This is a genomic window from Corallococcus sp. bb12-1, from assembly GCF_026626765.1.
Classification (GTDB): domain Bacteria; phylum Myxococcota; class Myxococcia; order Myxococcales; family Myxococcaceae; genus Corallococcus; species Corallococcus terminator.
Genome location: NZ_JAPNJZ010000024.1, coordinates 349699 through 362904 on the forward strand (window position 1 = coordinate 349699; position 13206 = coordinate 362904).

Sequence of the window (13206 nt, forward strand, 5' to 3'; positions counted from 1 at the left end):
GCGGGCACCATGCCGAACGTCGTCGTCATCGGAGCGCAGTGGGGAGATGAAGGGAAGGGCAAGGTCGTCGACCTGCTCACCGAGCATGCCCAGGTGGTCGTCCGTTTCCAGGGCGGCAACAACGCGGGGCATACGCTGGTGGTGGGAGGCCAGAAGACCGTCCTGCACCTGATTCCCTCGGGCATCCTTCACCCGGGCAAGACGTGTGTCATTGGCAACGGGGTGGTGGTGGATCCCGCCGTCCTCGTCGGAGAGATTGACGCGCTCAAGGTGCGCGGCTTCCTCAAGGATGACGCGCAGCTGCTCATCTCCGACAACGCCCACGTCATCTTCCCGTGGCACAAGCTGCTGGACAGCTTCCGGGAGAAGGCCCGTGGCGGCAGCGCCATTGGCACCACCGGTCGCGGCATCGGTCCGGCCTACGAGGACAAGGTGGCGCGCCGGGGCATCCGCGTGCGCGACCTGCTCTTCCCGGAGCGTCTGCGCCGCCGCATCGACGAGCGCCTGCCCTCCGCGCTGGACGAACTCAAGGACCTCTGCGCCCAGGCGGGCGTGGACGTGCCCCGCATGGAGACGCCGCAGATCCTCGCGGAGTTCACCGCGTTGGGCGACCGGCTGCGTCCCTACGTGCACGACGTGTCGCTCTTCCTCTCCGAGCAGGTTCGCCGGGGCGCCCGCATCCTCTTCGAGGGCGCGCAGGGCACGCTCCTGGACGTGGACCACGGCACCTATCCGTTCGTGACCAGCTCCAACTGCGTGGCGGGCAACGCCGCGGTGGGCTCGGGCCTGGGTCCCACGGCCATCGACAAGGTGATGGGCATCAGCAAGGCCTACACCACGCGCGTGGGCGGCGGTCCGTTCCCCACGGAGCTGAGTGACGAGCTGGGCGAGCGGCTGCGCAAGGTGGGCGACGAGTTCGGCGCGACCACGGGCCGTCCCCGCCGCTGCGGCTGGCTGGACGGCGTGGTGCTGCGCTACGCGGTGCGGGTCAACGGCCTGTGGGGCATCGCGCTCACCAAGCTGGATGTGTTGAGCGGCATCAAGACGCTCAGCATCTGCAACGCGTACGACCTGGACGGCGCGCGCGTCACGGAGCTGCCCGGCGACTACGAGGACCTGGCGCGCGTGAAGCCCATCTACGAGTCGCTGCCCGGCTGGGACGAGAAGCTCGCCGGCGTGCGCACCTTCGATGAGCTGCCGGAAGCCGCCAAGCGCTACGTGCGTCGCGTCGAAGAGGTCAGCGGCGTGCCCGTGGTGTGCGTCTCCGTCGGCGCGGACCGCGGCGAGACGGTGCTGCTGCAGAACCCCTTCCGCAGCTAGGAAGGGAAGAGACGCCCGGCGGCGCCGGGGAGGGCCTTGAAGGGCCATCCCCGGAAGTGCAGGCCGGGCGTGTCCGAATCTCCCCATTGCCGTCTTCATGGACGCCGTGCGCACCGCGCGTGGCCCGTGGATGGAAGGGGAATCCCCGGGACGTGGCGGATCGAAAACCGGCTGGATGATCTGGACCGGCTCGACCTGGGCTACGGTGAGGTCACCCCCTGCATGAGGTAGGACCGGGGGCTCATCGCGCCTCATCAATCGCAAGGTCGGCTGACGGACGGTGGGGAGCACGGACCCGTGAGGGACGTGGCTCGCAGGCAGTAGAAATCCTTGCCCGCCGGGGGCGAGGACGGGAGAGGGACATGGTTCGCACGCGCAGGTTCCAACTCGGTGTGTCGGCGGTGGTCTTGCTCGGCACGGCGTCGACGTCAGCCTGGGGGCAGGGGACGACCCCGGCGAAGGGAAGCGTCACCCGCGCGGCGTCACCGGAAGCAGGTGCCCCCGTGACGTCACCGACCGCCGGGACGAAGACGCCCGCCGCCGAGGCGAAGCCAGGGGTTCCCCGGGCCCAGGCCGCAGGTGCCACGACATCCCCTGCCGCCGGTCCCACCCAGGCACAGGCCCTATCGGGCGAGGCCTCGATGGCCCCCGTCGCGCCCCCGCAGGCCGCCCCGTCAGGCGAGGCCGCGATGGCCCCCTTCACGCCTGCGCAGGCCTCGTCAGGCGGATCCACCCCGGTCCCCGCCGCCCGTGCCCAGGGCGCTTCCGTCGAAGCGAAGGAGCCCGCCGCCCGTCCTGCGGCGGTCGCGCCCTCCCGCCCCGTGGAGCCCGCGCTCGCGGAGCCGCAGCCGCAGCGCACCTCGCAGGCCGTGCTGGCCGCCACGCGGATCCGGGATGGGGACGCCCTGATGCGCGAGCGTCGCTACCGCGAGGCGGCCTTCGCCTTCCTCGACGCGGAGCACGCGGCGCCGGAACACGTGGAGGCGCGCTTCAAGCTGGGCAACGCGCTGGCGGTGCTCGGCTACTACGGGCGCGCCATCGACGAATGGGAGCAGGCCTCGCGCCTCACCCAGGACGCCGCGATCCGTCAGAGCGCGCAGGACAACATCACCCGGGCGCGCGCGAAGCAGGCGGAGTCCGGCACGTCCCCGCAGGCCATGGGGCAGCCCCCCGGTTCGGGCCCGGTAGCGGACACGACGCGCGCCCAGGCCCGCCGCGCCTACGAGCAGGGCGTCCAGCACATCAGCCAGCGCGCCTACGCGGCCGCGCTCCAGACGCTGACCCAGGCCGTGCAGCAGGAGCCCCTGCTCACGGTGGCCTACACCGCGCGGGGCAGCGCCAACATCGGCCTGCGCCGGTACGCGGAGGCCGCGGCGGACTACCAGTTCGCGCTGAAGCTGGAGCCGGACTCGGCCTCCCCGCTGTACGGCCTCGCGGAGGCCTACCGGGCCCTGGGGCGCAACCTGGAGGCCCGGGACCTCTACGCGCGCTACGCGAAGTCCAGCGCGGCGGACGTGCGCCCGGAACTCCAGGCGGAGTCCCGGCAGAAGGCCGAGCGCCTGCGCTGATTGCTCGCATGGAGAGCAGCCGGGCATCATTCCAGGGGTTGGCCCCGCCACTATTTTAGGAGTCATGGACGGACTCGAACGGACGGTGGAGGGGAAGCAGTCGCAGCAGGTCTTTCGCCCCCGGCGGGTGCTCGCCGCGACGATGGCGGCGGCGGGCCTGCTGTGGCTCGGGGTGCTCGTCTACCTGTTCAACTTCGACGGGGTGCCGTTGAAGACGTTTTTGTCCGCGGGCTTCTTCGTCGTCTTCTTCGCGGTGTCCGTCACCTACTACGGACGCACCCGCATCGAAGTGGACTCCCGGGGCATCACCTGCCGGGGCATGGTGCGCACCCGGCGCTTCTCCTTCGCGGACATCCGCAAGCTGGACGTGCTCCCTGGCCCGGTGACGGTCTACGCCATCCGGGGCAGCAAGGGCTTCGTCCACTTCACCAGCTTCTTCCGCCACCACCGCTACCTAGCCACGCTCCTGGTGGAGCGCGCGGGCCTCTCGCCGCTGCCCGGCTGAAGCGCGCGAAGCCCGCCTTCACCCTGAAGCCGCCAGCACGTAGGTGAGGAGCAACCCGACCAGCGCCAGCACCGCGCCCACGGCGATGATCCACCCCTCCGAACGCGTGCGCCGCTGCCCGCGCTCGGGAGGCTGAAGCGGCCCGTTCGCCACGTCACCGTCCGGGGTAGGGAGCACGGGCCCGCCGCCGTCCGGAGCCTCGTCGAAAGCCGCCTGGAAGCGCAGCAGGGACCGCCCCAGCTCCACGACGTCGCCATCCGCCAGCGCCCCGGGCGCCTCCAGACGAACGCCGTTGAGGAACACGCCGTTGGGCGTGCCCAGGTCCTCCAGCAGGAAGCCCGGACCTTCGCGGCGGATCCGCGCGTGCAGACGGGACACGGCCCGGTCCCTTAGCCGCAGGGCCACCCCATCCCCCCGGCCGATGTCGGTGTTCGCCTCCGCGAGCGCATGACAGCGGCCCACGTCCAGGCCGGTCAGGCAGGTGACGGTGGCGGCGCGCGATGGACGCGACTCGGAGTCCGTCAGCAGTCCCTTGAGCACCGCGACGGTGCCCACGCCGCGCTCGGGGGCGCTCGGCTCGGCGAGCACTCGCAGGCACATGCCGTCGGGAAGGCCCAGCACCTCCCCGGGCAGCACCAGGCGTGACACGCCGGGCAGCACGCGCACCGAATTCACGGTGAAGCTGCGCACCGCCTCCACCATCAGCCGTTGGGATTCGATGCGCAGGGTCAACAACCCTGGTGGCAGGCCCTCCAGGTGGACGTGGTCCTCGGGGCCACCTCCCAGCAGGTGCTGTCCCTCGGTCAGTTCGAACGGGGTGGGGCTGCCCAGGTGCTCGAATTCGAAGCGCATGCGAATACCCGGCAGCAAGCGTCACGCCTGCCACCGGGCGCTGGATTTTCGCGCGGTTGCCGCGCTCACCCATCCGCCCCGGGCCCTCCGTGTCCGGAGGTCGGGACGGCGGGAGGCCGCGGAGTGTCTAGAAGGTGGCACCCAGGTTGAGCGTGCCGATGTACCGGCCGCCCTTGCTGAAGGTCTCGTCACCGCCCAGGTCCACGTCGGACGCCGGCAGCGACGCGGCGAACCCCTGGTCGAACAGGAAGTTGTAGTTCACGCGCGCGTCCGCGGTGAAGCTGCCCAACTGCAGGCGCAGGCCACCGCCCACCGGCACGTTGCCCACCGTGTCGTCCTGGAAGCCCGGCGCGAAGGCGCGCACGTTGTAGCGGCTGACGCCCACGCCGCCCATGACGTACGGCTGGAGCCGCGTGGCCGTGAGGCCAATCGTCACCGCGCCCTGCACGCCGTTGCGCACGATGTCCGGCCCGTTCGCGTTCGTCGCCAACACGCCGCCGCTGTTGAACTCGCTGATGCTGCCCGTGTAGCCCAGCTCCACGCCCACCACGTTCGTCGGCTTGAGGCCGATCGTCACGCCGTACGCGAGGCCCGGATCAATCTGCGTCCGCAGCGCGTCGGTGTAGCCCTCGACGCCGCCGCCCACCATGAATGAAAGGCCTCGTGTGTTCGTGGACCTGCGCAGCTCCGTCGAAGCCGCCTGCGCGGAACCCGCCGCCAACACCGAGATCACCACCGCACCCGCTATCAGTCCCTTGTTCATCTGGTTACCCCTCCCTGTGATGGACTGAAACATGGGGTGCACTTCCGGGCACGCCAACAGGGACGGGGGGGCCCGACAGCTCGGCCGCCCTCCCTTGCGGACGGGTTGCCCACGACTGGGAACGCACCGTCCCACCCACGGAAGAACGCTTCCCGGAAGACGGGGAAGGGTAGAGTCCGGGCCTTCGATGCGCGTCCATCCCTGCGTCCTGCTCCCGCTGTTGTCTTCCCTCATGCTCGTCGGCGCCTGCCGCGACGAACAGGCGGGCCCCGCCCACCGCACGCCCCGCCTGCCCGCGCCCACGACGATCCGGACGTTGGACGCGGCCCCCGCGGAGCTCACCGTGCGCAGCGGAGCCACCTTCGCGGGCGGCGCCATCGTCTACCTGGGAACGCGCGTGACGCCGGAGAAGGCCCAGCCCGGGCAGCCGGTGAAGCTCGCGCACTACTTCCAGGCGGTCCGCGCGCCCCCGCAGGGCTTCCACTTCTTCGTGCATGTGGTGGAGCCGGAGAGCGGCCAGATGATCAGCAACGCCGACCACGAGTTCCAGGACGGCGCCGCGCCGCTGGAGACGTGGCCGGTGGGCAAGGTGCTGGAGGACGTGCACACCGTCGCCATGCCGGGCAGCCCCGGCCGCGTGGTGCTGGGCTTCTGGCGCGACGACGAGCGCCTGGCGGTGGATGATCCGCGCGTGCAACTGGGCGCCAACCGCGTGCGCGGTCCGCTCCTGGGCGGCGAGCCCCCCGCGCTGCCGGAGTACACCGTCACGCGCGTGAAGAAGGCGCCCGTGCTCGACGGTGTGCTCGATGACGAGGCCTGGAAGGGCGCGAAGCCGGTGACGCTCGTGGGCAGCTTCGACGGACGGCCCCTCCGGCTGCGCACCCAGGCGCGCCTCGTCTACGACGACGCGTACCTGTATGTGGCCTTCGACGTGGAGGACCCGGACGTCTGGGGCACGATGCGCAACCGCGACGACCCCATCTACGAGCAGGAGGTCGTGGAAATCTTCCTCGACGCCAACGCGGACGGGCGCACGTACAACGAGCTGCAGGTGTCACCGCACAACGTCCTCTTCGACGCGTACTTCCCCGCGCGGCGCCAGGGCATGGACCTGTCGTGGGACTCGGGGATGAAGACGGCGGTCAAGGTGCGCGGGACGCTGGACGACGCGTCGGACCGCGACGAGGGCTGGAGCGTGGAGATGGCCATCCCGTTCAAGAATCTCGCGCAGGTGCCCCACATCCCGCCCGAGCCCGGGGAGCGCTGGCGCTTCAACCTCTACCGCCTGGAGCACCACGACCGCAGACAGGTGGAAGGCCAGGCCTTCTCACCGCTCTTCATCGGGGACTTCCACGCCCTGCCGCGCTTCGCGTGGCTCGTCTTCCAGTAGCAGGGCAACGGCGGAGCCCACGCGTCACGCGTGGGGCGAGATGTCCCAGGGCGCATCCGCGACGGAGCGCTCCGCCGGATCTCCAAGGAAGCGCACGAAGCCTCGTGACTCCAGCGTGTCGACGAGCTCCTCGGCCTCCAGCTCGGAGAACTGATTCGCCCGCATGTGGAGCAGCATGTCGCGCATGAGGGACTTGCCGCGCAGGTAGCCCACGGGTTCGCCCGGGCCGAGCTTGGACTTCAGTTCGACGGTCAACTGCTGCAGATCGAGATCATCTGAAATCATCGGCGCTACGGTGGGTCTGCTCCGCACTCGCCGCAACGGGCAGGGGGGCACCTTCGCTTCGCGGCAGGAAGGAGACCAGGCGGACGTCCTGGCCGTCGCTCTCCAGGGTGACGGCGCCATCCGTGTCGGTGCGCCAGCACTCGGTGCCCAGGGCGCGGTAGCGGGCCTCCACCTCCGGATGGGGAAAGCCGTACCGGTTGCGCCGCCCCACGCAGAACACCGCGTGACGCGGCCGCGTGCGGGCCAGCAGCGGCGCGGTGGAGGAGGTGCGCGAGCCATGATGCGGCACCTTCAACACCGTCACCGTCCCCACGGCCTCCTCGAGCGCGGCCTCGCCGTCCTCCTCGACGTCGCCCGCCAGCAGCACGGTGACGTCGCCATGGCGCACGCGCAGCACCACGCTCCGGTCGTTCGCGCCCTCCATCAACTCCCGGTCCACCGGAGGCCCCAGCACCTCCAGCGTCGCCTCGCCCAGGGTGAAGGAGGGATGCCCCACCTGCACCTCTTCCACCACCGCGCCTCGCGCGGCCGCCACGACGCGCCGGGAGAGGGGACCGTCGGTCGTGCCCGCGGACAGCCACAGCCGTTCGGCGGGCACCTGTGCCAGCGTCGACACCAGCCCGAGCGCATGGTCCGGATGCGGATGCGACAGCACCGCGAGGTCCAGACGTGACACGCCTTCGGCTTTGAGGAAGGGCAGCACGAAGCGCTCCCCGGTGTCCGCGCCCTCCGGGACGCCGCCACCGTCCACCAGCGCATGGTGGCCCCGCGAGCGCAGCACCACCGCGTCCCCCTGGCCCACCGACAGGAACGTGATGCGCAGCGCGGGCTCCGGGGCAAGCCCGGGAAGCAGCACGGCGCCCAGGAGGGCCAGCGGCGTGAGCACGCCCACGTAGCGCCAGCGTCCCGAACCGAGCGCCCAGCACGAAAGCCCCACCGCGTAGGCGAGGGCCAGGAGCGACCCCAGGCCGGGCACCTCCACCGCCGCGAAGGGCACCGACGCAAAGCCTCGCGTCAGCGCCAGCAGCAGCTCCGACGCCCACGCGCCCGCCCACAGCACCGGGGTCGCCAGCACCGGGGCCACGACGAAGAGCGCCGCGCCTCCGGCCGCGAGCCCGGTGAGCACGCCACACAGGGGCAGGGCGATGATGTTGGACACGAGCCCCGCCAGGCTCACGCGCCCGAACGCCGCCGCCACCACGGGCAGCCCCACCAGGGTCGCCGCGGCGCTCGCGCACAGAGTCTGCGCCACCGTCTCCTTCGCCTGCGCGGCCCAGCGCTTCAGCCTACGGGGCTCGGAAGGGTCGGGTCGGTCCACCGGCAGGGCCTCGCGCAGCGCGGGCGACAGCAACACCAGTCCCAGCACGGCGAGGAACGACAGCCGGAGCGACAGGTCCACCACGCTGGAAGGCGTCCACGCCACCAGCACGAGCGCCGCGAGCGACAGTCCGTTGAGCCCGTCCGCGCGCCGCCACAGGCCCAGCCCCAGCAACACCGCCGTGGCCATCACCGCCGAGCGCACCGCCGGGGCCTGGTTCCCCGTGAACAGCACATAGGCCCAGACGAAGGGCACCGCCGCCGGGGCCGCCACCCGCCGCGCCTCCAGCCCGCGCCACCGCCCGCCCAACCGCACCAGGCCCCGTCTCAGGAGTGCCAGCGTCATCAGGGCCAGCGCCGCCACATGCAGCCCGCTGACGCTGAGCACATGCGCGAGCCCCGCCCGCGAGAACGCATCCTCCCAGGCGTCATCCAGCTCCGCGCGCTGCCCGGCCGCCAGCGTGAGGAACAGCGCCGTCGCGTCGGGGGACGGCGCCACCCGCCGCACCGCCAGCGCCAGCCGCCCGCGCAGATCCTCCAGCGTCAGTCGCCATGCCGGGGCAGGGGAGAGCACCAGCAGCCGCCCCGGGTTGAAGCCCCCCGTGAAGGCCACGCCCTGCCGCCGCCGCGCCGACGCGAAGTCCCGCTCGCCCGGATTGGATGGAGGCGCATCCGGGAGGAGCCGCGCCTCCACCCGCACCCGTTGTCCGGGCTGAAGGTCCAGGCCCTCACCCCGGCCAGAGAGGCTCGCGCGGAAGCGGGCGGCGACCTCCGGACCCGTGGGCGGGCCTGCCCGGGCCACCGCGAGCCGCAGCCGGGTGGCGCCATCGAAGCGCTCCACGCGCTCCAATTCACCCTCCAGCAGCGCGGGGCCACCCTCCACGAGCGCCGGGGGGACCTCCACCCGGGCTTCAAAACCGGAAAGCCCCGCGCCCGTGAAGGCGAGTGCGACCAGCACCGCGAGATGGGCTCCCGGCAACGGACCGAGCGCCGTTCCCACCAGTCCCAGACAAAGCGCGCAGAGGAGAAATACCCCGGCGGCGCTCCCTGTTCCGGTTGCCCAGAGGGCGCCGAGCGTGAGGCTCAGCGCTGGAAAAAACAAAGGACGTGTGCCCAGGTCGCGCCACGCATAACGAACCAACACCCACCCCCACCTACCACCGTGTTCGTCCTGCGGCGCTCGTACTCTGAGCCCTTCCGCACACAAAACCGGACACGGTAGTGCGGCCCGCTTCGGCGGGTCAAGGCGATTTCGTTGCCCGTGGATGTGGTTTGTGGTAGTAGTGGCCGGCTTGAAGGCCGGGGTCGAAGCTTTCTCCAAGGAGGCAGTTAGTGCAGACCAGCTTCAAGACTGGTGACAAGGCGGTTTATCCGGGCCAGGGCGTCGGCGAGGTGATGGGCATCGAGCACACCGAGGTCGCCGGGCAGCGCCAGTCGTTCTACGTGCTGCGCATCCTGGAGAACGGGATGCGGATCATGATCCCCATCAACAAGGTCGGTTCCGTCGGCCTTCGGGAGATCATCAGCGAGGAGGACGTCAAGCAGGTCTACTCCATCCTTCGCGAGAAGGACATCTCGGTGGATTCGACGACGTGGAACCGTCGCTACCGCGAGTACATGGAGAAGATCAAGACGGGCTCCGTCTTCGAAATCGCGGAGGTGCTGCGCGACCTGTACCTGCTCAAGGGTGACAAGGACCTGTCGTTCGGCGAGCGCAAGATGCTCGACACGGCACGCTCCCTGCTCATCAAGGAGCTGTCGCTGGCCAAGGACTGCACCGAGGAAGAGGTCGAGTCCGACCTGAAGAAGATCTTCAACCTCGCCTGATGTCTTCGAAGTGCGGCGGGCCACGTGGCCGCCGCGCTCGCATCCCGCGCCCCGGGTTCCCTCGTTGGGACTCGGGGCGTCGTGTTTCTGGAGTGCGCCCCGGGCGGAGCGCCGCGCTTCACTGCGCTGACGGGGTGCCCCGCGCCTCGAGCGCCGCCAGTTGGGCGCGGGCCTCGGCGTTGCTGTCGTCGTGCTTGAGGGCCGAGGTGAAGGCCGCGCGCGCGTCGGACCAGCGGCTGGCCCGGACGGCATCCTTGCCGGAGTTCAGGTAGAGGCCGGCGAGCTGGCGGCGGAGCGCGGCCCCGTGGGTGCTCCATCCGTGGGCGATTTCCTGGTCCAGCCGCACGGCGGCGCTGAGCGCGTCAATCGCCCGGGGACCCTCGTTCCGGTCCAGCGCGCTCTGGGCGGTGTCCCGGGCGGCCTGGAAGCGGGTGATGTGCTGCACCAGGGGTGCGAGGTTCGCGCGCCGCGCCAGGGTCAGGGCCCCCGAGACGTCGCCGGACTCGTAGCGGGTGATGATGGCCTCGCGCGCACTCTCGTCCGGGGAGCCTGTCGTCGCGGCGGCCACCGGGTTCTTCCGGGCCGTCGAGGTCGCCTTCCGTGAAGCCTGGGCGTCATCGCGAGCCACGCCCGTTGCGCCGGAGTCCGGCTCCGCGCCCTTCGCTGACGTCGTGCTCGCCTGCTGGCCCCGGGCGATGTCGGTCGCGCCAGGCGTCTCCCCGGCCTTCGCGGGGGCGTGCAGACCCCGGGCGATGTCGGTCGCGCTGGGAGCCTCGCCGGCCTTCGCGGACGCCGTCCCCGCACGCTGTGCCTCCGTGCCGTCCGTAGAACCGGGGAGCGGGGACGCCATGCCAGTAGCAGGCTCTCCAGAAGCAGCGGCAGGCACCACGGATCCGGAAGGGTCCGCGCCTTGTGCCTCCACTCCCGTGTCCGCACTCACGGCCTTCGCCGGACTCTTCGCGGCATGCGTGCCCACGCCCTTCGCGGACGTCCCTTCCGTCGCGGTCCGTGCGGGCGACGCGTCCGTCATGCTCATGGCCACCAGGCTGATCAACGCCGCCACCGCGGAGCCCACGACGGCCGCCGCCAGGGCCACGACGACGACGCCCACCGGCCGCTTCCCACCGCGCGGAAGGAGGGGATCCAACGCGGTCTTGATCTCCATCGGAGGGGCGCCCGAACCGCGCAGGCGCAGCATCGCGTTGCCCAGGCTCAGCTCGTCTCCGGGGCGGATCTCCACCTCGCCCTTGATGCGCGAGCGGTTGACGAACGTGCCGTTCTGGCTGCCCAGGTCACGCACCGCGAACGTATTGCCGCGACGGGTGAGCTGCGCATGGCGCCGGCTGATGGACGCGTGCTGGAGCCGCAGGTCGGACGTGGAGGAACGCCCCAGCGTGATGGAGCCCTGGTGCAGCGGCACCAACTGTCCCGCACCCGGCCCCCGCTCCACGTACAGGAACGCGGGCGCCAGCCCCGGCTCTGAGTACTCCTTCTGCCAGTCGTAGCGGGGCGACAGCTCCCGGTCGGACTTCGACCGCTCGCCCGGCCCCCGCCGCTTCACCTTCCGGGACCCCGCCGGATACTGGGGCACCCGTTGCGGGCGCGGATCATCCGCCTGGAGGGGCGCCACCTCGTCGTCGTCGAACGGCAGCTCCTCCGCCGGGTCGTCCTTGGTCGCCTGCTGCCCCGGCGGGCGGGGAGGGCGTGGGGGACGCTTGGGATTCGGCGGAGCCATGCGGGACATTCTCCCAGGTTGCGGGGCCGCGAACAGGGCCCCTGCCGGCGTTTCCGTGGCTGTCCAACGCTTCCGGCGTCAAAGGCTGGCCTGTGTGGGACGGGGGATCCTAGAGTGTGTACCGCGTCGCGCAAGTGCCGCGCCCGCCCCGCTCCCCAGGAGGACCCTCCACCGTGGCCCCCCCATCCATCCGGCTCTTCAACACGATGTCCATGCAGAAGGAGCCGCTGGAGCCGCTCGTGCCCGGCGAGGTGAAGGTCTACGTCTGTGGGCCTACGGTCTACAGCTACATCCATATCGGGAACGCGCGCACCTTCACGTCCTTTGACGTGGTGGTCCGCTACCTGCGCTACCGGGGCTTCAAGGTGACGTACGTGCGCAACTACACGGACGTCGACGACAAGATCATCAAGGCCGCGCATGAGACGGGGGAGTCCCCCGTGGAGCTCGCGTCGCGCTTCGTGGAGATCTTCCGCGAGGACACCCGCGCCCTGCACCTGCGAGAGCCGGACGTGTCCCCGCGCGTGAGCGAGACGATTCCGGAGATCGTCGCCCTCATCCAGACGCTGGTGGACAAGGGCTTCGCCTACGAGGCGAAGGGCGACGTGTACTTCGCGGTCAGCAAGGACGAGGACTACGCGAAGCTGTCCAAGCGCCACCTGGACGAGCTGTGCCAGGGCGAGCGCGTGCACCCCGGGGAGCTCAAGCGCGAACCCCTGGACTTCGCCCTGTGGAAGGCGGCGAAGCCCGGTGAGCCGTCGTGGGACAGCCCGTGGGGCAAGGGCCGTCCGGGCTGGCACATCGAGTGCTCCGCGATGAGCGAGAAGTTCCTGGGCCGCTCGTTCGACATCCACGGCGGGGCGTTGGACCTCATCTTCCCCCACCACGAGAACGAGATCGCCCAGAGCGAGTCCTCCACCGGCCAGCAGATGGCGAAGTACTGGATGCACTGCGGCTTCCTGGACCTGGAAGGCGCGAAGATGTCCAAGTCGCTGGGCAACGTGGTGCGCCTGCGCGACGCGCTCGCCAAGGTGGACGCGGAAGCGCTGCGCTTCTTCTTCGTCTCCACGCACTACCGCCACCCGCTGAGCTTCGGGGAGAAGGCGCTCCAGGACGCGGAGATGCGCATGGAGTACTTCTACGAAACGCTGCGCAAGGTGGACGAGCGCGTGGCGGGCAAGGACTTCGGCAAGGGCCCGCTGCACGGCGACCCCGCGCGTTTCCTCACGGAGTTCGAGTCCTCCATGGACGACGACTTCAACACCGCCGGAGCGCTGGGTGCGCTGTCGGGTCAGTTCGGGTTGATGAACGAGCTCACCGACAAGCCGCCCGTGAAGGACAAGGCGCTGGTGGGCCGCACCCTCCAGGCCCTGCGCGAGCAGGTGCGTGAAGCCTCCCGCGTGCTGGGCCTCTTCGAGGACGACCCGGCGGACTGGCTCCTGCGCCGTCGTGACCGCGCGGTACGCGAGCGGGGTATCGACGTGGCGGAGGTGGAGCGGTTGCTCGCCGAGCGGACCGCCGCGCGTGCCGCGAAGGACTTCGCCGCGGCCGACCGCGTGCGCACCAGCCTCAAGGAACTCGGCGTGGACATCATGGACACGCCTGGCGGCACCACGTGGAAGGTGGCGGCGCCCGCCTCCTGAA

At 70.9% G+C, this 13206-nt stretch carries 11 protein-coding genes; 6 read left to right on the top strand and 5 right to left on the bottom strand.

The features are described 5' to 3' along the window. Positions 1-9: 9 nt before the first annotated feature. The 3 genes from OV208_RS29010 to OV208_RS29020 all read left to right on the top strand — a co-directional run bounded on the left by OV208_RS29010 (position 10) and on the right by OV208_RS29020 (position 3393). Complete coding sequence (locus OV208_RS29010) at positions 10-1320, top strand: adenylosuccinate synthase (RefSeq protein ID WP_267577167.1); 1311 nt, start codon at positions 10-12, stop codon at positions 1318-1320. Between the two features lie 503 nt (positions 1321-1823). After that, the gene (locus OV208_RS29015) at positions 1824-2888 is read left to right on the top strand and encodes a tetratricopeptide repeat protein (RefSeq protein ID WP_267577168.1); all 1065 of its coding nucleotides are present in this window, start codon (positions 1824-1826) and stop codon (positions 2886-2888) included. Positions 2889-3030: 142 nt separating this feature from the next. After that, entirely contained in the window at positions 3031-3393 is a 363-nt protein-coding gene (locus tag OV208_RS29020) for a PH domain-containing protein (RefSeq protein WP_267577430.1), read from the top strand. An 18-nt stretch (positions 3394-3411) separates the two neighbouring features. Here the strand turns inward: OV208_RS29020 and OV208_RS29025 are convergent, their stop codons facing one another. Both OV208_RS29025 and OV208_RS29030 read right to left on the bottom strand, forming a co-directional pair. Continuing rightward, positions 3412-4245: an FHA domain-containing protein gene (locus tag OV208_RS29025; RefSeq protein ID WP_267577169.1), complete on the bottom strand. Its 834-nt coding sequence runs from the start codon at positions 4243-4245 to the stop codon at positions 3412-3414. Between the two features lie 127 nt (positions 4246-4372). Further along, the gene (locus OV208_RS29030) at positions 4373-5008 is read right to left on the bottom strand and encodes a hypothetical protein (RefSeq protein WP_267577170.1); all 636 of its coding nucleotides are present in this window, start codon (positions 5006-5008) and stop codon (positions 4373-4375) included. Between the two features lie 187 nt (positions 5009-5195). On the opposite strand from OV208_RS29030, the gene OV208_RS29035 reads away from it, so the two are divergent. Further along, positions 5196-6398 carry a carbohydrate-binding family 9-like protein gene (locus OV208_RS29035; RefSeq protein WP_267577171.1) on the top strand — a complete coding sequence of 401 codons (1203 nt, stop codon included), beginning with the start codon at positions 5196-5198 and terminating at the stop codon, positions 6396-6398. Positions 6399-6422: 24 nt separating this feature from the next. On the opposite strand, the gene OV208_RS29040 is transcribed toward OV208_RS29035, so the two are convergent. Together OV208_RS29040 and OV208_RS29045 are read right to left on the bottom strand one after the other, a co-directional pair. Then, entirely contained in the window at positions 6423-6683 is a 261-nt protein-coding gene (locus tag OV208_RS29040) for a hypothetical protein (protein ID WP_267577172.1), read from the bottom strand. Continuing rightward, a complete protein-coding gene (locus OV208_RS29045) occupies positions 6670-9141 on the bottom strand; it encodes a DNA internalization-related competence protein ComEC/Rec2 (RefSeq protein WP_267577431.1) in 2472 nt (823 codons plus the stop codon). Before OV208_RS29045 ends, OV208_RS29040 begins: the two co-directional genes overlap by 14 nt. A 191-nt stretch (positions 9142-9332) precedes the next feature. Between OV208_RS29045 and OV208_RS29050 the strand changes: the two genes are divergently transcribed. Next, the gene (locus OV208_RS29050; RefSeq protein ID WP_120533482.1) at positions 9333-9827 is read left to right on the top strand and encodes a CarD family transcriptional regulator; all 495 of its coding nucleotides are present in this window, start codon (positions 9333-9335) and stop codon (positions 9825-9827) included. A 118-nt stretch (positions 9828-9945) separates the two neighbouring features. Here OV208_RS29050 and OV208_RS29055 read toward each other — a convergent pair whose 3' ends face one another. Beyond that, positions 9946-11562, bottom strand: a complete 1617-nt coding sequence (locus OV208_RS29055; RefSeq protein ID WP_267577173.1) for an FHA domain-containing protein — start codon at positions 11560-11562, stop codon at positions 9946-9948. Positions 11563-11735: 173 nt separating this feature from the next. Between OV208_RS29055 and cysS the strand changes: the two genes are divergently transcribed. Next, positions 11736-13205, top strand: coding sequence for a cysteine--tRNA ligase (gene cysS / locus OV208_RS29060; protein ID WP_267577174.1), 1470 nt, complete (start codon positions 11736-11738; stop codon positions 13203-13205). Position 13206: the final 1 nt, after the last annotated feature.

Excerpts from the sequence above, each read along its gene's own strand:
- OV208_RS29010 (WP_267577167.1), top strand. The coding sequence starts at position 10 with ATGCCGAACGTCGTCGTCATCGGAGCGCAGTGGGGAGATGAAGGGAAG.
- OV208_RS29020 (WP_267577430.1), top strand. The coding sequence starts at position 3,031 with ATGGCGGCGGCGGGCCTGCTGTGGCTCGGGGTGCTCGTCTACCTGTTC.
- OV208_RS29025 (WP_267577169.1), bottom strand. The coding sequence starts at position 4,245 with ATGCGCTTCGAATTCGAGCACCTGGGCAGCCCCACCCCGTTCGAACTG.
- OV208_RS29030 (WP_267577170.1), bottom strand. The coding sequence starts at position 5,008 with ATGAACAAGGGACTGATAGCGGGTGCGGTGGTGATCTCGGTGTTGGCG.
- OV208_RS29035 (WP_267577171.1), top strand. The coding sequence starts at position 5,196 with ATGCGCGTCCATCCCTGCGTCCTGCTCCCGCTGTTGTCTTCCCTCATG.
- OV208_RS29040 (WP_267577172.1), bottom strand. The coding sequence starts at position 6,683 with ATGATTTCAGATGATCTCGATCTGCAGCAGTTGACCGTCGAACTGAAG.
- OV208_RS29055 (WP_267577173.1), bottom strand. The coding sequence starts at position 11,562 with ATGGCTCCGCCGAATCCCAAGCGTCCCCCACGCCCTCCCCGCCCGCCG.